Annotated in this window: 22 protein-coding genes; 13 read left to right on the top strand and 9 right to left on the bottom strand. The window is 26.2% G+C overall.

Features of this window, described 5'->3' with window-relative positions; translation table 11 throughout:
- Positions 1-3: 3 nt before the first annotated feature.
- The gene (locus I2E98_RS00620) at positions 4-507 is read right to left on the bottom strand and encodes a gamma carbonic anhydrase family protein (RefSeq protein WP_195467052.1); all 504 of its coding nucleotides are present in this window, start codon (positions 505-507) and stop codon (positions 4-6) included.
- Between the two features lie 134 nt (positions 508-641).
- On the opposite strand from I2E98_RS00620, the gene I2E98_RS00625 reads away from it, so the two are divergent.
- Positions 642-1,670 carry a CehA/McbA family metallohydrolase gene (locus tag I2E98_RS00625; RefSeq protein WP_195467053.1) on the top strand — a complete coding sequence of 343 codons (1,029 nt, stop codon included), beginning with the start codon at positions 642-644 and terminating at the stop codon, positions 1,668-1,670.
- A gap of 158 nt (positions 1,671-1,828) precedes the next feature.
- On the opposite strand, the gene I2E98_RS00630 is transcribed toward I2E98_RS00625, so the two are convergent.
- The gene (locus tag I2E98_RS00630; protein ID WP_195467054.1) at positions 1,829-2,185 is read right to left on the bottom strand and encodes a hypothetical protein; all 357 of its coding nucleotides are present in this window, start codon (positions 2,183-2,185) and stop codon (positions 1,829-1,831) included.
- Between the two features lie 204 nt (positions 2,186-2,389).
- Here I2E98_RS00630 and I2E98_RS00635 point away from each other — a divergent pair, with 204 nt between their 5' ends.
- Both I2E98_RS00635 and I2E98_RS00640 read left to right on the top strand, forming a co-directional pair.
- The gene (locus I2E98_RS00635) at positions 2,390-2,857 is read left to right on the top strand and encodes an Lrp/AsnC ligand binding domain-containing protein (protein ID WP_133014714.1); all 468 of its coding nucleotides are present in this window, start codon (positions 2,390-2,392) and stop codon (positions 2,855-2,857) included.
- A 95-nt stretch (positions 2,858-2,952) separates the two neighbouring features.
- Positions 2,953-3,147, top strand: coding sequence for a DUF378 domain-containing protein (locus I2E98_RS00640; RefSeq protein WP_133014715.1), 195 nt, complete (start codon positions 2,953-2,955; stop codon positions 3,145-3,147).
- Between the two features lie 39 nt (positions 3,148-3,186).
- Here the strand turns inward: I2E98_RS00640 and I2E98_RS00645 are convergent, their stop codons facing one another.
- A complete protein-coding gene (locus I2E98_RS00645) occupies positions 3,187-4,929 on the bottom strand; it encodes a phosphoenolpyruvate carboxykinase (protein WP_195467055.1) in 1,743 nt (580 codons plus the stop codon).
- A 179-nt stretch (positions 4,930-5,108) separates the two neighbouring features.
- Between I2E98_RS00645 and I2E98_RS00650 the strand changes: the two genes are divergently transcribed.
- Positions 5,109-5,984: a ComEC/Rec2 family competence protein gene (locus tag I2E98_RS00650; RefSeq protein ID WP_195467056.1), complete on the top strand. Its 876-nt coding sequence runs from the start codon at positions 5,109-5,111 to the stop codon at positions 5,982-5,984.
- 80 nt (positions 5,985-6,064) lie between these two features.
- On the opposite strand, the gene I2E98_RS00655 is transcribed toward I2E98_RS00650, so the two are convergent.
- A complete protein-coding gene (locus tag I2E98_RS00655; RefSeq protein WP_195467057.1) occupies positions 6,065-6,865 on the bottom strand; it encodes a ribonuclease H-like domain-containing protein in 801 nt (266 codons plus the stop codon).
- A 229-nt stretch (positions 6,866-7,094) separates the two neighbouring features.
- Here I2E98_RS00655 and I2E98_RS00660 point away from each other — a divergent pair, with 229 nt between their 5' ends.
- From I2E98_RS00660 to I2E98_RS00670, 3 genes are read left to right on the top strand one after another with little or no spacing between them, the layout of a single operon-like run.
- Positions 7,095-7,316 (top strand): ferrous iron transport protein A, encoded by a 222-nt coding sequence (locus I2E98_RS00660; protein ID WP_195467058.1) that lies wholly within the window; start codon positions 7,095-7,097, stop codon positions 7,314-7,316.
- A gap of 24 nt (positions 7,317-7,340) precedes the next feature.
- Positions 7,341-9,098 carry a ferrous iron transport protein B gene (feoB, locus tag I2E98_RS00665; protein WP_195467059.1) on the top strand — a complete coding sequence of 586 codons (1,758 nt, stop codon included), beginning with the start codon at positions 7,341-7,343 and terminating at the stop codon, positions 9,096-9,098.
- 46 nt (positions 9,099-9,144) lie between these two features.
- Positions 9,145-9,276, top strand: a complete 132-nt coding sequence (locus tag I2E98_RS00670; RefSeq protein WP_195467060.1) for a FeoB-associated Cys-rich membrane protein — start codon at positions 9,145-9,147, stop codon at positions 9,274-9,276.
- 46 nt (positions 9,277-9,322) lie between these two features.
- On the opposite strand, the gene I2E98_RS00675 is transcribed toward I2E98_RS00670, so the two are convergent.
- Together I2E98_RS00675 and argS are read right to left on the bottom strand one after the other, a co-directional pair.
- Entirely contained in the window at positions 9,323-10,423 is a 1,101-nt protein-coding gene (locus tag I2E98_RS00675) for an AI-2E family transporter (RefSeq protein WP_243250867.1), read from the bottom strand.
- A 113-nt stretch (positions 10,424-10,536) separates the two neighbouring features.
- Positions 10,537-12,228 carry an arginine--tRNA ligase gene (gene argS / locus I2E98_RS00680; RefSeq protein WP_195467062.1) on the bottom strand — a complete coding sequence of 564 codons (1,692 nt, stop codon included), beginning with the start codon at positions 12,226-12,228 and terminating at the stop codon, positions 10,537-10,539.
- A 223-nt stretch (positions 12,229-12,451) separates the two neighbouring features.
- Between argS and I2E98_RS00685 the strand changes: the two genes are divergently transcribed.
- Positions 12,452-13,969: a Ppx/GppA family phosphatase gene (locus I2E98_RS00685; protein ID WP_195467063.1), complete on the top strand. Its 1,518-nt coding sequence runs from the start codon at positions 12,452-12,454 to the stop codon at positions 13,967-13,969.
- 10 nt (positions 13,970-13,979) lie between these two features.
- Here I2E98_RS00685 and I2E98_RS00690 read toward each other — a convergent pair whose 3' ends face one another.
- Both I2E98_RS00690 and I2E98_RS00695 read right to left on the bottom strand, forming a co-directional pair.
- Complete coding sequence (locus I2E98_RS00690) at positions 13,980-14,630, bottom strand: site-2 protease family protein (RefSeq protein WP_243250869.1); 651 nt, start codon at positions 14,628-14,630, stop codon at positions 13,980-13,982.
- A 171-nt stretch (positions 14,631-14,801) separates the two neighbouring features.
- Positions 14,802-16,265 carry an LCP family protein gene (locus I2E98_RS00695; protein ID WP_195467064.1) on the bottom strand — a complete coding sequence of 488 codons (1,464 nt, stop codon included), beginning with the start codon at positions 16,263-16,265 and terminating at the stop codon, positions 14,802-14,804.
- A 446-nt stretch (positions 16,266-16,711) separates the two neighbouring features.
- Between I2E98_RS00695 and rocF the strand changes: the two genes are divergently transcribed.
- Entirely contained in the window at positions 16,712-17,611 is a 900-nt protein-coding gene (gene rocF, locus I2E98_RS00700; protein WP_195467065.1) for an arginase, read from the top strand.
- A 112-nt stretch (positions 17,612-17,723) separates the two neighbouring features.
- Complete coding sequence (locus I2E98_RS00705) at positions 17,724-18,350, top strand: 3'-5' exonuclease (protein WP_195467066.1); 627 nt, start codon at positions 17,724-17,726, stop codon at positions 18,348-18,350.
- Positions 18,351-18,410: 60 nt separating this feature from the next.
- Here the strand turns inward: I2E98_RS00705 and pflA are convergent, their stop codons facing one another.
- Positions 18,411-19,124 (bottom strand): pyruvate formate-lyase-activating protein, encoded by a 714-nt coding sequence (pflA, locus tag I2E98_RS00710; RefSeq protein WP_195467067.1) that lies wholly within the window; start codon positions 19,122-19,124, stop codon positions 18,411-18,413.
- Between the two features lie 652 nt (positions 19,125-19,776).
- On the opposite strand from pflA, the gene I2E98_RS00715 reads away from it, so the two are divergent.
- The 3 genes from I2E98_RS00715 to I2E98_RS00725 are packed head-to-tail and all read left to right on the top strand — an operon-like array spanning position 19,777 to position 22,276.
- Positions 19,777-20,316 carry an XRE family transcriptional regulator gene (locus tag I2E98_RS00715; protein ID WP_195467068.1) on the top strand — a complete coding sequence of 180 codons (540 nt, stop codon included), beginning with the start codon at positions 19,777-19,779 and terminating at the stop codon, positions 20,314-20,316.
- A gap of 60 nt (positions 20,317-20,376) precedes the next feature.
- Complete coding sequence (potA, locus tag I2E98_RS00720) at positions 20,377-21,459, top strand: spermidine/putrescine ABC transporter ATP-binding protein (RefSeq protein ID WP_347708004.1); 1,083 nt, start codon at positions 20,377-20,379, stop codon at positions 21,457-21,459.
- Complete coding sequence (locus tag I2E98_RS00725) at positions 21,449-22,276, top strand: ABC transporter permease (RefSeq protein WP_195467070.1); 828 nt, start codon at positions 21,449-21,451, stop codon at positions 22,274-22,276. Before potA ends, I2E98_RS00725 begins: the two co-directional genes overlap by 11 nt.
- Positions 22,277-22,284: the final 8 nt, after the last annotated feature.

Here is a 22,284-nt window from a genome sequence, read left to right on the forward strand (position 1 = left end):
CTCCTACTTTTTATATCTTTTACTTAAATTTACGTAATTATCTGCTGATTTCTTAATATTTTTTATTTCATCATCAGTTAATTCTCTAACTACTTTTGCTGGATTTCCTAAAATAAGAACTCCTTCTGGAAAACTCTTTCCCTGTGTCACCAGACTTCCTGCCCCTATAATAGTATTCTTTCCAATTTTAGCATTATTTAATATTATTGATCCCATTCCTACTAAAACATTATCTGAAATACTACATCCATGAATTATAGCTCCATGACCTATAGTTACATTTTTTCCAATAATACATGGAGAATTAGAATCAACATGCACCACTGAATTTTCTTGAATATTAGTATTAGCACCAACTACTATTTTGTTCATATCGGCTCTAAGTCTAGTACCAAACCATATGTTTACATTATCCTCAATTTCAACTTTTCCTATTATATCAACGCTTTCTGAAATATATGTATTCTCATTTATTTTAGGTTTAGCTCCCTCAAAATCCATAATCATATTTTTTAACTCCCTTATAAGTTATATTCATCATGAAAGTTTCACTTTATTTTATCACCCTTTATAATTATTGTCATTATTTTAATGCCTTTAATACTATATATTAATAGTGAATAATTTTAAGAGGCGAATTTGTGAGTAAAAGTAAGCATAAAACCAAAGTAATCTTTGATCAGAATAAATTAAAATATTATTATGGTATTCCCCACTGTCATTCCAGTTATTCAACTGGTAAAGGTACTCCTTTAGACTTATATGAGTTTGCTATAAAATGTGGTTTAGACTTTTTATTTGTAACTGATCACAATGACTTTCTTTCAAATAAAACTACTGCTAAGGATCGTACTTTAACAAAATGGGATGCAACAAATTATTTTGCCAATAAAATAAGAAGAAATGAAGATGACTTCTTACCTATTGTTGGCTTTGAATGTAGAACTGTTCCCTTTGGCGATTTTAACATAATAAATCCTAATAACTTCTTTACTGGTGCTATAAAAGATTTAAGATTATTAACATTATGGATGTTTAATAATCATCAAGCTTTTATAATCATTAATCATCCTCACAAAGAAATTAGCAAAATTCAATACAACGAAGTTTTTAATAAAATTATTACATCTATAGAAGTTTACAATGGTAATCCTGCAAGTAAGTATACTAAACATGAAAAATACTATTATCAATTACTAGATAGTGGTTGGAAATTAGGCGCTGTTAATGGGCAAGATAATCATAGAATTAATTTCGACCAATCTGATAATTTAACTGCATATATTGCAAATGATTTTTCTAAAAATGCATTAATTGATGCTTTTAGAAGTCATAGAACCTACTCAACTGAATCACGATTTTTAAAATTACATTTTACTATTGATGAGACATTTATGGGAGATACATTGTCAATTTATTCCTCTAAAATAAAGTTTTCAATTTTTACTGAAGACATTAGATATAAAATAAGAGAGATTCAAATAATATCAAATGGTGGCCTCATTATAAAAAAAATTGAAGATATTAATTTAAATAGCATTAAGTATATATATGAGCATCAAAGCTTAAAATCAGAAACTTGGTATGTTATTAGAGTACTACAAGATGAAAATAAAACTGCAGTAAGTTCTCCAATCTTCATTGTTCATTTAAATAATAACTATATTTAGAAATTTTTCACTTGAAGCTACATAAAAAATACAACTTTAAGTGAAGAAAATTGTTTGAAGGCAAAATAAAAAGCGTTTAATCTTAATATTCCCTTTATAGAAAATAATTTTAACAACAAAACTATTTCTATAAAGGGAAAAATTCAAAATTAAACGCCTTATTTTTTATTGTTTTGTGCATTATTTAAATGCTTTACTCTATTAGGCTTAGCCTTAGGTCTAATTTCAATTTTCTTTTCTTTCTTTTTAGGTCCACCAGTTGTTTGAATATCCATAAACCATAAAAAGAATGTTACTGTTAATATTGTTAGTAAAAATGATACCCACCAAATATTCTTTCCTATAATAGCAGGCATAAATATTTGTAAAATAAATGTTGCTATAGCTATACCAAGTGGTATATATTTATTAATTCTAACTTTTGAAAATACATACTTGCTTCCTAAAAACATTATTCCAAATACAATTGCTAATAAAACAATGAAATAAAGCAGCGTTGATAAAAAGTTACCCATCAATAGCTCTCCTTCCTATATCTTTCTACTATATATATTACTGTCTATTTAACATATTTTCAACCTGATTTTACTTCCATATATTGATAATTTATTAATTATTTGATTATTTCTTATAATAACTTTTATTTTATACTTCATTTTTTATATAAAATTTGATAAAATATATAAAAGATATTATAAATTTATTAAAGGGGTGTTATTATGGGTTTAAACCAAGCCTATCAACTTGATGAATTAGATCTTCAAATTTTAGATATATTAATTAAAGATTGTAGAACTCCATACTTAGAAATTGCAAGACTTTGCCATGTTAGTGGTGGTACTATTCATGTTCGTATGAAGAAAATGGAGGAACTTGGAATAATTAAAGGAACTAAAATTCTTTTAAATCTTCCTAAGCTAGGATACGATGTTTGTTGCTTTGTAGGTATATATATTGATAAGACTTCATCATTCTCAGAAGTTTTTGAAGAAATGTCAAAAATCAAGGAAGTTGTTGAATTACACTTAACTACTGGTGATTATTCAGTATTTGCTAAAGTTATCTGTAAAAACATAAGTGATCTTCAAGATATATTACTAAACAAAATAAATGTTATTTCTGGAATTCAAAGAACTGATACTATTATATCTTTAAATCAGCCTATTGACAGAAATATTTCAATTTAATAAATAAAATTTAATCTTGAAATGTAGTCAGTACGAATATAAATTTCTCCTTTGGAAAAAATAACTATGTTATTAAAACCAAAGGAGTTGTTTTTATGAAGGTAATTGATACCATAGTACTTATACTTATTATAATTGGAGCTATAAACTGGGGACTATTAGGTTTTTTTCAATTCGATCTTGTTGCTGCAATATTTGGGGAAATGAGTACTTTCAGTAGAATAATTTATGCTATTATTGGTATTTGTGGATTATATTCTATATCATTTTTTGCAAAAGATAAATTTTAAAAATAAAAATAGCTTTGCACATAAGTGCAAAGCTATTTTTTATAACTCTTTAATAATGTTAAATAACTCTATTGCAGCTTCTCTTGGCCCATCTTGTTCTCTACCTTTAACTCCAAGACATGTCTTGATTTGTCCAACTTTTACATTTGTAGCAAACATTGTTTTAAAATATCTCTCTATCAATATGTCAGTAGCTTCTTGTTTTTGTGCAGGTCCAAATGGATTTGCAAAGTAACTTTCAACTAATCCCTCTTCAGTTGTAGTTCCCTTTGCCATTCTTGGTCCTGATTTAAATAATTTAATTGCATCTTCAGCATTATTAAAATATTCAATGGCTTTATCATTTTCTGTTATGTCAGTAAAATTATTAGCATATAAGAATAAATCTATTTTATATCCCTTTATTATCTGGCTATATGGTGCTACAGGAGTTACTAATCTTGCATTTATTTTATCTGGATTCATAAATATACTTCTATCTATTTCCCTAAATGCATATCCTTGAGCTAAATCATCTAATCTGACAAAAGCACCTATTTCTGTACCATATCCATATATCTCTCCATTAATCTCCTTAAAAGTACCCATATCATCAAAAATAATATTCATATTACTTATATATTCTTCACTTAGTGTTCTAAAGGCTTCCAAACTTTCAGATTTTCCTGCACCACTATCCCCCATTATTACTACATTAGCTTCTTTTCCATTTTTCATTTGAACATTTACCATTGCACCATGTATAGGCAAATAACCTCTTTTTATCATTATTAAATTATGCAATGTTAATATCATCTTTTTCATATATCCAAAGTAATCTATCTCCTCTGAATAATTTATATACCCAAGCATTATATTATTTTCATCATCATCATAGAAAACTGTTTTTAAATCTTCTCCATCATTTATTCCAAATACATAAACAATATCAGGACGTCTTCCTCTACATTCCTCTCTCTTCGCCATTTCAAATAAATTACATAAAGTTATTCCATGATTCATAAAATCTCTATGGAAAAATATATATGCTATTAACTCTCCAACTTTTGCAGGATAGCAGAACCAGTGTTCTTTATTTATATGTGCATACTTTAAAGGATTATCATAAACCTCTGAAAACATTCCATTTCTTGTATTCTTTTTAGGATATGTTATAAATGGTGGTTCCAATAAAATACAATCTATAAAATTAATATCTTCTAGCGCTTCATATCCATTTGGAATTGGCCATAATAGTTTATTTATCATTATACTACAATTCCCACCAGCTGTTATTTGTCTAAAGACTTTAGGATTTCTTCCTAATACATTTTGCTCAATTTTTCTATAGAACTTTAGAATTAGTTTTTCAAAAGCTGAATTTGCTTCTGTAAAATTCATAGCTGCTAACCCTTGACTAATCTTATCATTTTGAATAATAGTATATCTCTCTAATCTTCTCCAAAATAAATAAAAATCTTCTATTACATTAATAAACTCTTCTTTATTACTCAAAAGTTCACTATATCTTGGATTTAACTCAATAACTTCTTTTACATCTATAATAGTCAGCCATTTAAAAATTTTGGTAATATCTTCTCTTAGAGTTGATATTTCAGTGGTGTTTAGAGATTTAACTAAATATCTATATGATAAAGTTCTCTTTTTCTCAGACTTTTTTAAATAAACACTTAGAACTCTCCTAAATCCCTCACTTTCTAACAAACTCTCAAAATTGGTACAATACCTAGTAGAAAAATTCATCAACACTTTATCGTTGCTTATTGAAAACTCCTTTTTCATCCTCATCCTCCTAATATTTTTTATTTAATTTCTGTCTTTTATAATATGTTATACAATTATAACATATTTTACCAAAAATTTCACTTCACTAACTTATTAAATATTTATAAACTTAAGATTTACTTATTTAATTCTAGTCAATAATTTAAAATATATATTTTATTTAGGAGTCTTTAATTATGAATAATTTTAAATATAATAATCATAAAGTATTAAAATTAATACTTACTATTTTTGCAATTATCGTTTTTATTTTCTTTTTAAATCCAAATAATAATACTAATTGTGAAAATAAGATGATTGTTCACTACATAGATGTAGGTCAAGGAGATTGTATTTTAATTCAAGTTAATAATAAAAATTTGCTTATAGACTCTGGGCCATCTAGTAGTAGAAAAGATTTATTAGATTATTTAGAAAAATTAAATATTAAAAAATTTGACTATATTATTGCAACACACCCTCATGAAGATCATATTGGAAATATGGATACTATTATAAAAAGATATAGTATTGGAAGCTTTTACTCTCCTAAAGTAGTAAGTTCATCTACTACCTTTGAAAACATGATTAGCGCTTTAGTAGATAAAAATCTTAAAATTAATGTTTTAAAGAAAGGATTTAAAGGAATTGATCTTGGAGAAAATACAGAAATTGAAGTATTCTCTCCAGTAGAAAATTTGTTTAGTGATAATCTAAATGATTATTCTCCAATCATAAAAATCACTTTTTTTAATAATTCTTTTTTATTTACAGGAGATGCTGAAATATCAACAGAAGAAACAGTGTTATCTCAAAATAATAATTTAAATTGTGATATTTTAAAAGTTGGACACCATGGTTCTTCAACTTCTACGTCTCTAGATTTTCTTACTTCAGTGAACCCATCTGTTGCAATAATATCTGTAGGTAAAAATAATTCTTATGGTCATCCTACATCTGAAACTTTATCTCTTCTTAATTACTTTAATATTAGAACAATTAGAACAGATATTAATGGTACCATTATCGCTACTTCTGATGGAAAAAACATTTCTATATCTAGTGTTAAATAAAACTTCTATAAATGATAGATGCTCCTAAATAATTAGGAGCATCTATCATTTAAGGATAAATTCCTTAAATTAATATAACTTTAATCTACAATACAATCCTCAGTATTTTCAATTTCATTTACTTCTATTTCTTCTTTATTCTCTTCTATAACCTCCTTATTATCAGATTCTTCCTCAGTAATTTCTATATTGTCTTTATGACTATCAACTTCTATTACTTCATCTACTTCATCTTCACTTTGTATATAGTCTTTCCAAGTAATAAAAATCTTATATAGATTTACTACATCTTGCTCATTATATAATAATATTGTTTCTATTTTTTCTTTTGGCATTCTTTCAATATACTCTTTATCCTTTAATACTTTATGAAATGTTTTAGCCAAATTCGAACCACTAATAACCTCTCCTTCTCTATATATATCAAAAATCTTTTCTAAATTTTTAAGACCTATAGATGTATTCATATTTCTTTCATATTCCTTTTGTATATCTAAGGATTTAAACTCCTTTTCAAAATCAAAATAAATATTATATTTATTAAATAAATATTTTATTACTGTAAAGTCATTGTTTCCGGAAAAAGTAACAATAACCTTTTTGCCCATTTTTTTCATTCTTGTAAAATATTTTTTTGCAAGTATAAGTATTTCAACTACTTCACTCTTATTTTCTATCATATATTGAGTTACATGTATCTTTTTATCAACATTATTATATATACATGCTCCAAATACTCCTATACATTTGGGTTTTTTATAAACATAATGTTCTAAATCAAAAAATATAATTTCTTCTGGCTTACACTGCACCTCCTTACCTTCTAATATTCTTTTAAGATTATACTCTTCTACATCAACAAGATTTTCTCGAATAATCACGCTATCACTCTTTCTTACATTATTTATCTCCTGTTTTTAGTTATTATATCTATATCTTTTTATTATATCATGTTATTAATATAGTGAATACCTTTTATACTTCTTACTTTTTGAAATATATAGCAAACTTGTTTTTTATATGGTTCTTATATTGACCAAGCTATATTTTATTGATATTATATATTATGTTAGATTTTCTGATAATGATTTTCAATTAGAGGTGATATAAATGTGTATTTGTGATTTAAAGGTTGGAGAAAAAGCTAAGATATATGAAATAAACGGAAATAGTAAACTTAGTAAAAGACTTTATGCCTTAGGACTTATTGAAGGAACTGAAATAGAATTAAAAAGAATTGCTCCTTTAGGTGATCCTTTAGTAGTCAACCTAAGAGGTTTTGATTTAGCTATACGTAAAAAAGATGCTAAAAATATTATTTTAACAGCTTAATTATAAAAATAAGGGGATGACAAAATGAAAAATGTAGCTTTGCTTGGTAACCCCAACGTTGGAAAAACTACACTTTTTAATAGCCTAACTGGTTCTAATCAAAGAGTTGGTAATTGGGCAGGAGTAACTGTAGATAAAAAAGAAGGCTTTTTTGATGATTTTAAAATAGTAGATTTACCTGGTATATATGCTATGGATACTTTTTCAAATGAAGAAAAAATATCAAAAGAGTTCTTAGAAAATGGACAAGTTGATTTAATATTAAATATTATTGATGCTTCTAATATTGACAGAAATTTATATTTAACAATGCAACTGAAGCAATTTAAAAAACCTATTATTTTAGCTGTAAATATGATAGATGTAGCTGAAAAAAAAGGTATAGATATCGATTATAAAAAATTAGAAAAACTTTTAAAGGTAACTGTTGTTCCTATACAAGCGTCTAAGGAACAAGGTATAGATGATGTAAAAAAAGCTTTAAAAAATATTGACAACAATAAAGTTGATAATAATGATTATAATTTTTCAAGTGAAAAAGAAACTTATGTTTACATAGAAAACTTATTAAGTGAATGTACTAAAAAAGATAACAAAGCTACAAAAACTATAAAGGAAAAATTAGATAATATAATGCTAAATCCATGGCTTGCTTATCCTATTTTCTTTATAATTATGGCTTTAACATTCCAAATAACATTCTCTTGGATAGGACAACCACTTTCAGACTTATTAGATTCATTATTAAATGACTCTTTAGTTCCTATAATTGAAAGTTTAATTCAAGGAACTGCACCTTGGTTCCAATCATTAATTATAGATGGTATTATAGGTGGTGTTGGTGGAATATTAGTGTTATTACCTATAATATTATCACTTTTTGCTTGCATAACTATTTTAGAAGATAGTGGATATATGGCAAGAGTTGCTTTTATAATGGATAAAATCATGAGAAAGATGGGCTTATCAGGAAAAGCATTTATTCCTATGATTGTTGGTTTTGGATGTTCTGTTCCTGCTATTATGACAGCAAGAACTTTAGAAAGTGAAAAGGATAGAAAACTTACTGCTTTATTAATTCCTTTAATGAGTTGTAATGCTAGATTACCTGTTTATAGTATATTTGCAGCTGTATTTTTCCCTAATAGTATAGGGTTAGTTGTAGCTTCACTTTACTTCTTAGGTATATTATTAGCATTTATACTTGGTATAATTTTTAAACATACAATATTTAAAAATGAAGAAGAACCGCTACTTATAGAATTACCTGAATATAAATTACCATCATTAAAAAATCTTTTAAATCAATTATATGAAAAAACTAAAGGATTTTTAGTGAAAGCTGGTACATTAATTTTTGCAATGAGCATAATATTATGGTTCTTATCAAACTTTAATTTTTCTGGAATGACAGATGTTAATGATAGTATACTAGCTTCTGTAGGTGGTTTTATCGCACCTATATTTAAGCCTCTAGGTTTTGGTAATTGGCAATCATCAGTATCATTATTAACAGGATTAATTGCTAAAGAAACTGTTGTTTCTTCAATGAGTGTAATTTTTGCTGGTGATCTACAAACAATGTTACCACTCCACTTTACTACACTATCAGCATTATCATTCTTAGTGTTTGTTTTACTTTATACACCTTGTATTACTGTTGTTGGTACTATGAAAAAGGAATTTGGTTCAAAATTGACTTTATTCTCTGTAACTTATCAATTAGTTTTAGCTTGGATAGTTTCATTCTTAGTATTTAATATAGGTTCATTCTTTATTTAACCTAAAAAAAGGATTTGAATCTTTACTTAAAAGAAGGTGAATTTATTTGGAAATTTTTATTGCAGCTTTATTAATTATAGTTGCTGGATATATAATATTTAAAAACATAAAAAAATCTTCAAAGGGTGGTTGTAACTGCGGAAGTTGTTCATCTCACTGCTCGAAGTATAAAAAATAAGAACTGCAAATTTTGCAGTTCTTATTTTTTATACTATTTATAACAATTAAATTATAACATTATTCTTCTCTAAAAGTTTTCCATAGTATATCTTAATTGTTGCTGCTGTTGGAGAGGCTAGAAGCATTCCTATAGGCCCAAAAAAGCCTCCTGCTATTACAACTGCATATATAATCCAAAATGGTCTTACCCCAACTTTATCACCTATAAGTTTAGGATCTAAATACCATCCATCAAACATTTGTAATGAGAATAATGTTAAAAATACAACTATTCCCTTCATAGGCGATACAAATACATTTATTAAAAAACCTATAACTTCACCTACAAATGGACCAAAATAAGGTATCATATTTGTAATTCCAACTAATATAGACAGTAATATTGTATATTCAGATCCTACTATATTTAGTAATATAAAAGCTAAAATACCTATTATCATTGAATCAATTGCCTTTATACCTATATATGTTACTATCATAGAATTATAAGTTTTAATAAATTCAATTACCTTATTACTTTTCTCTTCTTTTAAAATTAAATACATAATTCTTTTACATTCATGTAATAATCTCTCTTTATCTATAAGAATATATATAGCTACTAATAATCCTATAATAATATTAAAAATTATTGATGATAAGCTTACTACTTTATTTAATGAGCCTTCTATTGCGCTCATAACTATTTCTCCAGCTTTATCTATATATGTATTAACATTCATATTAATACCTATGTTATTTATAATCTTACTTAATTGCTCTTGTTCTAAAACATCATTAACAACATCCTCCATAGAATTTATATAACTAGGTATGTCGCTTCCTATATCCTTTATATTTTCTATTAAGCCTGGTATTCCATATAATCCCCAAATAGTTATTCCTCCAATTAAAATAGCGTAAGTTAAAGCTATAGATACTCCTCTTTTTAATTTTGCTTTTACCTCAAACAATTTCACAATTGGAGTTAAAACATAAGCAATTACTATTCCATAAATAAATGACATAGATAAGGAAATAAACTTTTTTATTATATTAATAAATATTTCAATGTTATCTATTAGCTTAAAAGCTAGCAATGCCACTACTATAGTAATTAATACAGCTGTTATTAAACCCTTATATTTATTATTTTTTAAAAACAATAATTTCTCACCACCATTTACCATATTTTGTTATACTTATTATATCAAAAATACTGTAAATTATATATTAAGATTATCTTAAATTTCAACTAATTTTAAGATAGATAACTAACTTAAATATCTTCTACTACTTCAATACCTATTAGATCTAATGCATTCTTAATAACTTGACAAGTAGCTTCAACTAAAATTAATCTTGCTTTCATCAATTCCTTATCTTCTAGATTTAATACTAGATGTGAATTATAAAACATATTGAAAGTATTAGCAACTTTTACTGTATATTCTGTTATTATAGAAGGCTCTAATTTCTCTGTGGCATCATTAATTGCATTACTAAAGCTTTCAAGGGTCTTAACTAGTTTAATTTCTTCTTTAGAATTCATCTTTCCAAAATTAGGAGTTATATCAAATTCTTCAACATTTTTTAATATAGTATTAGCTCTTGAATATACATACTGTATATATGGACCAGTTTCACCTTCAAATGAGATAATTTCATTTAAATCAAATACTATATCCTTTTCTCTTGAATTCTTTAAATAAGTAAATATTAATGCTCCTACTCCTATTTTTTTAGCCACCTCTTCTTTATTTTCTAGGCTTGAATTCTTTTCATTTATAATTTCTAAGGATTTTTCTATAGCTCTATTTATTAAATCATCTAAAATATCAACTTCACCTTTTCTTGAGAAATAGCTTTTATCTTGAAACTTAACTAATCCAAATCTAGCATGAATACAATCCTTTACCCATTGGCACCCTAACAACTCTAAAACTTTAAATATTTTCTTAAAATATAATGTCTCTGAAGCTTCAACAACATATATACATTTATGAAAATTATAAGTATCTTTTCTATAAATAGCAGTAGCTAAATCCCTTACTGCACATTTTACTCCATAATTCGCTTCTAAAATAATACATGGTGGCATATTATATTCATTAAGCATTACAATTTGCATACCATTACTTTCAGACAATATTCTTTTTTCTTTTAACTTATCAACTACACTATCAATTTTATCATCATAAAAAGATTCTCCTACATATGAATCAAAGCTTATATTAAATATATTATAAATACTTTCAAATTCTCTTATACTTAAATCTCTAAATTTCTTCCATAAAGCTTTTATATTTTCATTCTTACTTCTTAATTCTTTAAAGTATGCTCTTCCCTCTTCTTCTAACCATGGATCTTTTTGTGCTTCCTCATGAAACTTAACATATACTCTTAAAAGCTCAGCTATTGCGTTTTCTTCTAACGCTTCTTCATTTCCCCATCTTTTATATGCAGATATTAATTTACCAAATTTACTTCCCCAATCCCCTAATTGATTTAATCTTTCAACCTTATATCCTTCTCTTCTAAATAACTTATAAAGAGAATTTCCTATTACAGTACTAAATAAATCTCCTAGCTGAAATGGTTTAGCTATGTTAGGTGATGAATATTCAATACATATAGTTTTGCCCTCACCTATATTAGACTCCCCATAATTATCACCATCTGATAGTATTTTTTCTAAAGTCCTTTTTATAAATTCATTTTTATCAATAAAGAAGTTTACATATGCCCCCAAATTTTGTACTTTTTCAAATCCATCTTGCTTTAACGTCCTCTTTAGTTTTTCAGCAATAATATTAGGATCTTTTCTAAAAATCTTAGCCAATTGAAAGCAGGGAAATGCATAATCCCCCATTTCTGTGTTTGGTGGAATTTCTATTAATTCTTCTATAGCATGTAAATCTATATCAATCTGTTCTCTTATAGCTTCAGCAACCTTCCTTTTATGATTCATAATTTCTTCTCCTATTTTTATATTTTACTTCAATAATAAAAAAAACGCCTCTTTGAAACACAAAAAGACGAATATATCTACCATAGCACTTAATTTTTCAATTTAGTTTTATTTAATTTATTATAACTAAGAAAAATATTTTTTGTCAATAAACCTTTATTTTTATTTCATTTTTATATATCATAATAATTATATAAAGTATTAATGATAGGAATGGTGTTATATGATTCGAGTTGGTATAATTCATATAGGTTCTAGTAAAATAAGATTAATGCTAGCAGAAGTAGAGGATGTAGGATATTTTAAAATTATAGATGAACTAAAGACTCCTTTTAAGGTTTGCTATGAATTATCTAAGAAATGTATTTTATGTAACGAAAAATTTAATTATATTCTATCTACATTAAGAACATATAAGTCTCTTTGTGAAGCCTCTGGTACTAAAGAAATATTTACTATTACAACTAGTTTTTTTAATGATTTAAAAGATAGTGAATCTATTGTGGATATGATAAAATTAAACCTTAATTTAGATTTAAAGGTTTTATCACCTGAAGAAGAAATTAAATTTACTGCATTAAGTGTGAATAGAAGTTTAAATATAACCAATTCTCTTATAGTTGAAATAACAGGAACATCAACTAATTTAATATCTATAAAAAATAAAGAAATTGCCAATTGGGAATTACTACCCTTTGGTGGAATAAATTTAGCTTATACATTCAATATAGCTGATAGGATATTAAATTCAAATTTAGATGAATCCACCTCTTTCGTAAGAAGTAAATTAAATAATATATCTTGGCTAAATGATAAATTTGAATCCATAGTTATTGTAGGTGATTTTGCTAAGACAATGGTTAAAATGGATAAATTTAAAACTCATTATCCCTTAGAATTAATTAACAATTATGAATTATCTGAAATAGGAATTCATGAACTTTACAACATTATAAAATGTAAGGATTTAAAGCTTCGTCGTAAAGTTGAAGGAATTGATTTAGATATGGTAGATAGTATATTTAGCTCTTTACTTATACTCAATGAGATAACCAAGACAGTATCGCCAGATAACATACAAGTATCTAATAATTCAATTAGGGAAGGACTTCTTTACGATTATCTTTATAAAAATTATGATGTAATAGAAAACATTTTAGATTATAGTATTTATGGTATATTAAACTCATTAAATGCTAATATTCCTCATGCACAACAAGTATACTTTTTATCATCTATTTTATTTGAAGAATTAAAACCCCTTCATAGATTAGATGATAAGTATTTAAATATATTAAAAACAGGAACTATGCTTCATGATTGTGGAATTAGTATCAATTATCAAAATCATCATAAACACTCCTTCTATATTATTTTAAATTCATTTATTAATGAACTTACACACAAAGAGCATCTAATGAGTGCAGCTATTGCAGCTTCTCATAGATTTAATAATTATCATTTACCTTTAGCTCAATTTTCTTATCTAATCAATAAACTAGATATTGATATAATTAATAAAATTGGTGCATTAGTAAAAATTTCTGAAGGTTTAGATAGAAGTCTTGTTGGTGTAGTAAAAAAATTAAGAGTTTATTTTGATGATGAAAAAGTTATTATTACTGTCTCATCACCTAGCAACTTAGATGTAGAAATACATCAAGCAATGCGTGGTAGAGAGTTTTTTAAAGAAATATATCATAGAGATTTATTTATAGAAAAAGAAAGGTGGCAAAATTAATTGCCACCTTTTAAATAATTCCAAATATTAATTTTGCGAAAGCCATAAATCCATTCAAAATAAGGTTAACTGGTATTGATAAAATAGTTCCACCGATAAATATAATTGCAATAAGTATTAAAAATTGATATTGATATATTTTATCTGAAACCTTATAAAATGTTTTTGGCCATAAATCTCTAAATATTTCAAATCCAGCTAATCCTGGTATAGGCAATAAATTAAATACAAATAAACTTACATTTACAGTTGCAATTAGTAATACCATATTAATTAATATGAAGTATATTGTATCTGGTAAGATATTAGATAAAAATTTATATGTACCTACATATAATATTGTTCCTAAAAGACCTACTAATAAGTTAGCTAATGGTGCTGCAATAGAAACTTTTATTGCATCTTTATATCCTCTTTTATAAGCGCTTGGATTTGTGTTTAAAGGTTTAGTCCATCCAAATCCAGCTATTAAAATCATTATAAATCCAATTAAGTCTATATGTGCAGCTGGGTTTAAAGTTAGTCTACCTTGAAATCTTGGCGTTTTATCACCTAATTTATCTGCAACTAAAGCTTTTGCATAACCTTGGGCAGTAAAAGCTATTAATATAGCTGGTATTTTCAAAATTATTACTAATAATTCCATTCTAAACGAGCTCATTATTTTATTCCTCCCTATTATTCTTTTAATTATTATATCATATATTATGGTATAAATTATCATATTAATAATAATTTAATAAACTTATATTAATAATATTGTTAAATATAAAAGCGATGATTTTACTCATCGCTTTTTATATTTTTACACTTAAATAACTTATTGAATTATTTAAACCTCTCCAGAAGGTGCTGGATTCTCTGGAGTAATCGTCTCTTCTGGAACTACTGGTTCTTGTGGCGTACTTGGCTCCTCTGGCGTACTTGGTTCACTTGGCGTACTTGGTTCACTTGGCGTAGTTGGCTCTTCTGGAACTACTGGTTGTTCTGGAGTACTTGGAGTTTCTGTACTTGTTCCACCATTATTACTATTATTACTATTATTATTGTTATTACTGTTGCTGTTGCTATTACTATTACTATTGCTATTACTATTACTATTACTATTGCTATTACTATTACTATTACTATTACTATTGCTATTACTATTTGTATTACTATTTGTATTACTAGATGGTGGAATAACAATATCTTCACTATTATCTATATAATCTTCTGGATTAATATTATGCTTATTATTATATTCTTCTGACTCTGATTTGTATTCAGACATTGCTTCATTAAAGGAATTATAATCATATTCATCTGGATTTGGAAGCTTACCTTCAAATATAAATTCATCTAAGAACTTAGCATTTTGCTCTCTATCCATTAAGAATACCCAGCCTAAGTTTTTATATAATCCTCCATCAGCTAATTCTGGAATTGGTATTTGAAGTTGTGCAATATCTAAACTTGGGAATTTATATATAGTATATGCCATATTTAAAGCTTGTATTGGCTCAATATTTGTTTTTATATGCTCTAACATATTATTCATTATTCCTAGGTATTTACTTGGTTTAGTTTCTTTTAACTTTTCTGCTACCTTTATTAAAACTTCTCTTTGTCTATCTGTTCTAGCATATTCATCTCCAACACCTTTTCTTATTCTTGCATAAGATAAAGCTTGTTTTCCATTTAAAACTTGTAATCCTGGTTCTGTAACTGGACAATCATTTCCACCTGTAGATTCACCAATATATTTATTTAACTCATCAAGCATATAATCTTCTACATTTAACTCTAGTCCACCCATTTGATCAATAATTGCTTCAAATCCCCAGAAATTAATAATTACATATTTATCAAGACTAATTCCATAAGTTTCTTTTATAGTTTCAATTAAAAGCTCTGGTCCCCCATATGCTAACGCAGCATTTAATTTTCCTTCTCCATGACCTGGAATATTAACTAAAGTATCTCTAAATAATGAAGTTAATCTTATTTGTTTTTTATTATTATCTAGTGTAGCAATTATAATAGAATCTGCTCTTGATGCTTCATCTAATGTTCTTGCATCGGTTCCTATTAATAGAACATTTGTTATTCCTTCAACTTCCTTATATTCAGTATCAGATATAGTTTCTGAAGGACTTAATCCTGAATATATTTTACTTCTAATATACATATATCCTGTTGCAAGAGTACATATTAATAAAGCAAAAACAATAACTGTAGATACTATAACTTTCTTTTTAGTTGACCACCTTTTCTTCTTAGAACGTTTTTTTCTTTTTCTATTTGGTTCACTCATCTCTGTTCCATCCCTTCAAAAATATTAATTTTTAATATTAAAAGTTAAATGTATGCATTATTATTTCAAATATAGTTTATGTAATTTTAATTTTATAATTATAAATTAACAAATATAATAATACCACATTTTACAGTAAATTTTAAATTTTTAATGATATTTTTGTAATTTGTTAAATTTTTATATAATTATTGTAAATTTGCCATGCCAATATAGTTATTTTATTCTTATTTTATTATTTTATTAAACAAATAAATTCATTTTTATACATTTACTCCTTTAAAATAAAACATCTTTTTTATCATTTTGGACATAATATAAATAAGATACTTATTTTTTTAAACAAATATTTTAATCAATAAAAGAGAATTTAATATTTACTTATATTATTTTAAGTATTATTATAAGTATTGTGTAAAATTTAGATAATCGATGGAGGTCTTTTTATGAATATAAGTATTATTGGAATGCCTCTTTTTTATGGTTGTGATAAACCTGGTGTAGAAAAGGGACCTGAAGAATTAAGAAAAAACAACCTTATAGATATTTTTCAAGAGAATCATAACGTTTATGATTTAGGAGATATTGAAGTTGAAAAAGCAAATGCTGAAGATAAATTCCTAAGTAACTCAAAGTTAAAATATTTAGATCAAGTTGTTGCGGCAAATAATGGACTAGCTGCTAAAGTTTTAAGTGCATTAGAAAATAACACTTTACCTTTTATAGTTGGTGGTGATCATTCATTAGCTTTAGGATCAATTGCTGGTGCTAGTAAATTTTTAGGAAATGATTTAGCTGTAATTTGGATCGATGCTCATGGAGATATAAATACTGAGGAGACCTCACCATCTGGAAATATCCATGGAATGCCTTTAGCTGCATCAATGGGAATTGGATATAAAAAATTAACCTCAATTTTCTTTGATGATTTTAAAATAAAACCAGAAAATGTTTTTATTCTCGCTTGTCGTGATTTAGATGCTGGAGAAATAGCTTTAATAGATAAATTAAATATGAATGTTTGGACAAACAAAGATATAAATATTAAAGGAACTGAGGTTGTTGTTGATGAATTATTATCAATAATAAAAGAAAAAAACATAAAAAATATTCATCTTTCTTATGATATAGATTGTTTAGACCCTGAATATGTTCCTGGTACTGGAACTCCAGTTAATAATGGTTTATCTTTTAGTGAAAGTAAAGTATTACTTGAATCCATTTTAGGTACAAGCTTGGTAAGATCTATGGATTTTGTAGAATATAATCCTGATTTAGATAAAAATAATAAAACTAAAGAAACTTGCATAGAATTATTAAAAATTATATCTAAAACATTAAAGTAAAAAAATCACCTTTATATTAATATTATATAAAGGTGATTTTTTATTATTAATTTGTTTATTAACATAAGTTATGATATCATAAAATGAATAAGTTAAATTTTTGGAGGTAAAGATGAAATTATTATTTTTCGATACTGAAACAACTAGTGTACGTCCTGGTCATATATGCCAGTTAAGTTATATAACTGTAGATACATCTACAAAACCACAAACAACTATAGGTAAAAACTTTTTCTTTACAGTTGATGAAATGGATCCTGCAGCTCAAGAAGTTCATGGATTTTCTCTTGAAAAACTTTATGAATTATCTGATGGTTTAGAGTTTTTAGAACAAATTCAAGATTTCATGAGTGATTTTTTTGATGCTGATTTCGTTATTGGACATAATGTTCAATTTGATGTTAAATTTTTAAAACATGAAGTTAATTCTTTATATGAAGCTGGAATGATAGATGCAACTTGGGAACCTAAAAGAACATTCTGTACTATGGCATACTATAAAAATATATGTAAAATTCCTTCACCAAATGGTAATGGAATTAAAAATCCAAAACTATCTGAAACAATTGAATATTTAGGAATTACTGATGATGCTATTGCCAAAAAAGCTGATGAATTATTCCAAGGTAGTGGAAATTATCATGATGCTAGATTTGATACTGCTGCTGTTTACCTTTTAGTTATCGAAGGTATGAAAAAGAAATTAATAAAACCTGGATTTTTCTCAAGCCAACTTTAAGCTGAATCAATGAAAAAAATAGTAGTAAACTCTATATAAGGTTCACTACTATTTTTTATTTTATAAATTAAGTAATTTATATAACTCTTTACATTTGTCCTTATCCATTGCAGGAACACCATCTAATCTGTATCTTATTCCCATATTCTCATATTTATTTACACCAAGTAAATGATATGGAAGTAATTCTACTTTTTCAACATTATTTAAAGATTTAATAAACTCCCCTAATGAAGATATATATTCTTCACTATCAGTCATTCCAGGAACAACAACTTGTCTTATCCATATTTTTGTATTACATTTCTTACATGCTTCTAGGAATTTCAAACTTTCGTCTATTTTTATTCCTGTCATTTCCTTATATCCTTCTTCTGTAAGATGCTTAACATCGAAAAGAACTAAATCTGTATATTTTAATATCTCTTCATAATTTCCAAAACCTACTCCAGATGTATCTAATGTAGTATGTATTCCTTTTTCTTTACAAAGCCTTAAGCACTCTTTTAAGAATTCTGGTTGTCTTAATGGATCACCACCTGAGAAAGTAACTCCACCTCCAGATCTTTCAAAATAACTTCTAAATCTGGCAATTTTATTTACTAATTCTTCTGGCGTAAACTCTAATGTTTCTTCTCCTTTATCACTCCATGTATCTGGATTATGACAATATTGGCATCTTAATGCACATCCTTGCATAAATACTACAACTCTAATACCAGGGCCATCTACTAATCCCATTGTTTCTATTGAATGTATTGTTCCTTTTAACATATTCTTTCCTCCATATTATCTATAAGTTTATGTTAACTATTCTTTAGATTTATCAAATAATTAAATAAAAGTATATTTTTTTCATAAAATTATTTTCCTCAACAAGATTATTATACACCTTAACTTTAAATTTGTTAATAGTTTCATATAATCATTATCTATTCATAATAATTATTATTTAACTCGCTATTAAAAATTATATTTTAAGTATTAAATTTTATAAATTTATACTTTTTATAATTATATTTAAGATAAATTTATATAATTTTATATTTAATAATTTTATATGTATTTTTTTCTGTTGTTTACCAATTATAAATTTATATATAAATTTTTATTTTAATTAAATAACAAAATTTATATCCATACTTTGCTATTATCCTTTAAATTGGGTATTTTAATTTTTTTTATAATTTACACTATTCTTAGTTATACTAAACTTTTAATGTATAAATGTTAAACTTTTTTTTATCTTTTTTCTTCAAACCCTTTATTTATAAGGTTATCATCGAAAATTTTTATTCAAATATTTTATTAAAAAATATTGATTTTTCATTTACAAGTCTATATAATAACATTGTTTGTTTAGTAATTTTAAACCATTAGTTTAGTAATAGTTATTATTAAACTAATTGAAAGGCAAGGTGAAATTGTGCAAATTGGTGACAAAATAAAACGAATGAGAATTGAAAAAGGACTAACACAAGAAGAACTTGCTAATAGATGTGAATTATCTAAAGGTTTTATATCTCAACTTGAAAATGATTTAACTTCACCATCTATCGCTACACTAATAGATATTCTTGAAATACTCGGGACAAACTTAAAAGAATTCTTTAGTGATGATAAGGATGAAAAAATAACTTATAAATATGAAGATATGTTTGAAACCGAAAATCATGATTTAAAATATAAATTAATGTGGTTAGTTCCAAATGCACAAAAAAATGAAATGGAACCTATAATGATAACATTGGATCCAGGTGGAAAGTATACAGAAGAAGAACCCCATGAAGGTGAAGAGTTTGGTTATGTTTTATCAGGAACAATAACTTTACATCTTGGAGATAAATCTTACAAAGTTAAAAAAAATGAAAGTTTTTATTTTAAACCAAGATCAAATCATTATATAAGCAATAGTGGAAAGACATCTGCTAAAGTTATTTGGATTTCTACTCCACCATCATTTTAAGTGATATTCTAAATTTTCAATTTAGCTAATAGAACTTGCTCAATTGGCTAACGAGAGAAAATGTTAATATTAAAGAAAGAGGTGTTTTTTTTGAGTCAAAATATTATCGAAATACAAGGTATTTCTAAAGTCTATGGTGATAATACGGTGTTAGATAACCTTTCATTAAATATACGTAAAAATGAATTTTTAACTTTACTTGGCCCTAGTGGATGCGGTAAAACAACTACTCTTAAAATCATAGCAGGATTTGAAACTGCTGATAGTGGAAAAGTTGTCTTTAATGGAAGTGATATATCTAATTTACCACCTTATAAAAGACAATTAAATACAGTATTCCAAAAATACGCATTATTTCCTCACATGAATATATATGAAAATATTGCATTTGGACTAAAAATTAAAAAACTTCCTAAGGAAGAAATTGATAAAAAAGTTCATGAGATGCTAAAAATGGTTGCGCTTGAAGGCTTTGAAAAAAGATCTGTTGAATCATTAAGTGGTGGTCAACAACAAAGAGTTGCAATTGCTAGAGCATTAGTTAATGAACCACAAGTTCTTTTACTTGATGAACCTCTTGGTGCATTAGATTTAAAACTTAGAAAAGAGATGCAATTAGAACTTAAGAAAATTCAAAAAAGACTTGGAATAACATTTATATTTGTAACTCATGACCAAGAAGAAGCCTTAACAATGTCAGATACTATTGTTGTAATGAACAAAGGAATAATTCAACAAATGGGTTCACCAGAAGATATATACAATGAACCTGCTAATGCTTTTGTTGCAGACTTCATTGGAGAAAGTAATATATTAGATGGAATTATGCTAGAAGATTACAAAGTTAAATTTTCTAATAATGTTTTCACTTGTGTAGATAGCGGATTTGATAAAAATGAACCTATAGATGTTGTAATCAGACCAGAAGATATTGAAATTACAACCGTAGATAAAGGAATGTTAACTGGAAAAGTTAATTCAGTAACCTTTAAGGGTGTTCATTATGAAATAGAAGTAGAAACTGAGAATAATAAGTGGATAGTACATAATATAAAAAGTGCAAGTGTTGGTAATACTGTGGGATTAATCATAGATCCTGAAGCAATTCATATAATGAGAAAGGTTGAAGCCCATGAAAAATAAAAATAATCAAGGTATACTTCCAGCATCACCTTATATTGTTTGGAGTGCTCTTTTTATTGTTATTCCACTTTTAATTGTAGTTTTCTTTAGTTTTACAGTAAAATCTGGAGATAACTATAGCTTTTCTCTTGAAAATTTTAAAAGATTAATTGACCCCAATTATTTAAAAGTATTTTGGAGAAGCCTACTTTTAGCTGCTGAGGCTACATTAGGCTGTCTTATCCTTGGATATCCTGTTGCATATTTAATTTCTAAAATGAGAGAAGGAAAGCGAAATATATTAATTATGCTTTTTATAGTTCCAATGTGGATGAATTTCTTACTTAGAACTTATGCTTGGCTTCCTATCTTAGGTAAAAATGGTCTTATTAATAACTTTTTAGTTACTTTAGGATTTTCTCGTGTTGATATTCTTTATAATGATTTTGCAGTACTTTTAGGTATGATATATAACTTTTTACCATTTATGATATTACCTATATATACTGTTCTTACAAAAATGGATAAAGATCTAATTAATGCGGCTGCAGATTTAGGTGCGGATAGAAAGAAAATATTCACTAAAATAATTATACCTTTAAGTATGCCTGGTGTTATTTCAGGAATTACAATGGTATTTATGCCTGCTGTTTCTACATTTGTTATTTCTAGAATACTAGGTGGTGGGCAATATATGCTACTTGGTAATTTAATTGAAACACAATATACAACAATGGGCGATTGGAACTTCGGTTCTGCTATTGCAATATTTATGATGATAATAATATTAATTTCAATGGCCTTTATGAATAAATTTGAAGGTATAGACGATAAATAAGGAGGAGA

The organism is Clostridium sp. D43t1_170807_H7, assembly GCF_015555905.1.
Classification (GTDB): Bacteria; Bacillota; Clostridia; order Clostridiales; family Clostridiaceae; genus Clostridium.

Excerpts from the sequence above, each read along its gene's own strand:
- I2E98_RS00620 (WP_195467052.1), bottom strand. The coding sequence starts at position 507 with ATGATTATGGATTTTGAGGGAGCTAAACCTAAAATAAATGAGAATACA.
- I2E98_RS00630 (WP_195467054.1), bottom strand. The coding sequence starts at position 2,185 with ATGGGTAACTTTTTATCAACGCTGCTTTATTTCATTGTTTTATTAGCA.
- I2E98_RS00635 (WP_133014714.1), top strand. The coding sequence starts at position 2,390 with ATGGGTTTAAACCAAGCCTATCAACTTGATGAATTAGATCTTCAAATT.
- I2E98_RS00640 (WP_133014715.1), top strand. The coding sequence starts at position 2,953 with ATGAAGGTAATTGATACCATAGTACTTATACTTATTATAATTGGAGCT.
- I2E98_RS00645 (WP_195467055.1), bottom strand. The coding sequence starts at position 4,929 with ATGAAAAAGGAGTTTTCAATAAGCAACGATAAAGTGTTGATGAATTTT.
- I2E98_RS00650 (WP_195467056.1), top strand. The coding sequence starts at position 5,109 with ATGAATAATTTTAAATATAATAATCATAAAGTATTAAAATTAATACTT.
- I2E98_RS00660 (WP_195467058.1), top strand. The coding sequence starts at position 7,095 with ATGTGTATTTGTGATTTAAAGGTTGGAGAAAAAGCTAAGATATATGAA.
- feoB (WP_195467059.1), top strand. The coding sequence starts at position 7,341 with ATGAAAAATGTAGCTTTGCTTGGTAACCCCAACGTTGGAAAAACTACA.
- argS (WP_195467062.1), bottom strand. The coding sequence starts at position 12,228 with ATGAATCATAAAAGGAAGGTTGCTGAAGCTATAAGAGAACAGATTGAT.
- I2E98_RS00685 (WP_195467063.1), top strand. The coding sequence starts at position 12,452 with ATGATTCGAGTTGGTATAATTCATATAGGTTCTAGTAAAATAAGATTA.
- I2E98_RS00690 (WP_243250869.1), bottom strand. The coding sequence starts at position 14,630 with ATGAGCTCGTTTAGAATGGAATTATTAGTAATAATTTTGAAAATACCA.
- I2E98_RS00695 (WP_195467064.1), bottom strand. The coding sequence starts at position 16,265 with ATGAGTGAACCAAATAGAAAAAGAAAAAAACGTTCTAAGAAGAAAAGG.
- rocF (WP_195467065.1), top strand. The coding sequence starts at position 16,712 with ATGAATATAAGTATTATTGGAATGCCTCTTTTTTATGGTTGTGATAAA.
- I2E98_RS00705 (WP_195467066.1), top strand. The coding sequence starts at position 17,724 with ATGAAATTATTATTTTTCGATACTGAAACAACTAGTGTACGTCCTGGT.
- pflA (WP_195467067.1), bottom strand. The coding sequence starts at position 19,124 with ATGTTAAAAGGAACAATACATTCAATAGAAACAATGGGATTAGTAGAT.
- potA (WP_347708004.1), top strand. The coding sequence starts at position 20,377 with ATGTTAATATTAAAGAAAGAGGTGTTTTTTTTGAGTCAAAATATTATC.
- I2E98_RS00725 (WP_195467070.1), top strand. The coding sequence starts at position 21,449 with ATGAAAAATAAAAATAATCAAGGTATACTTCCAGCATCACCTTATATT.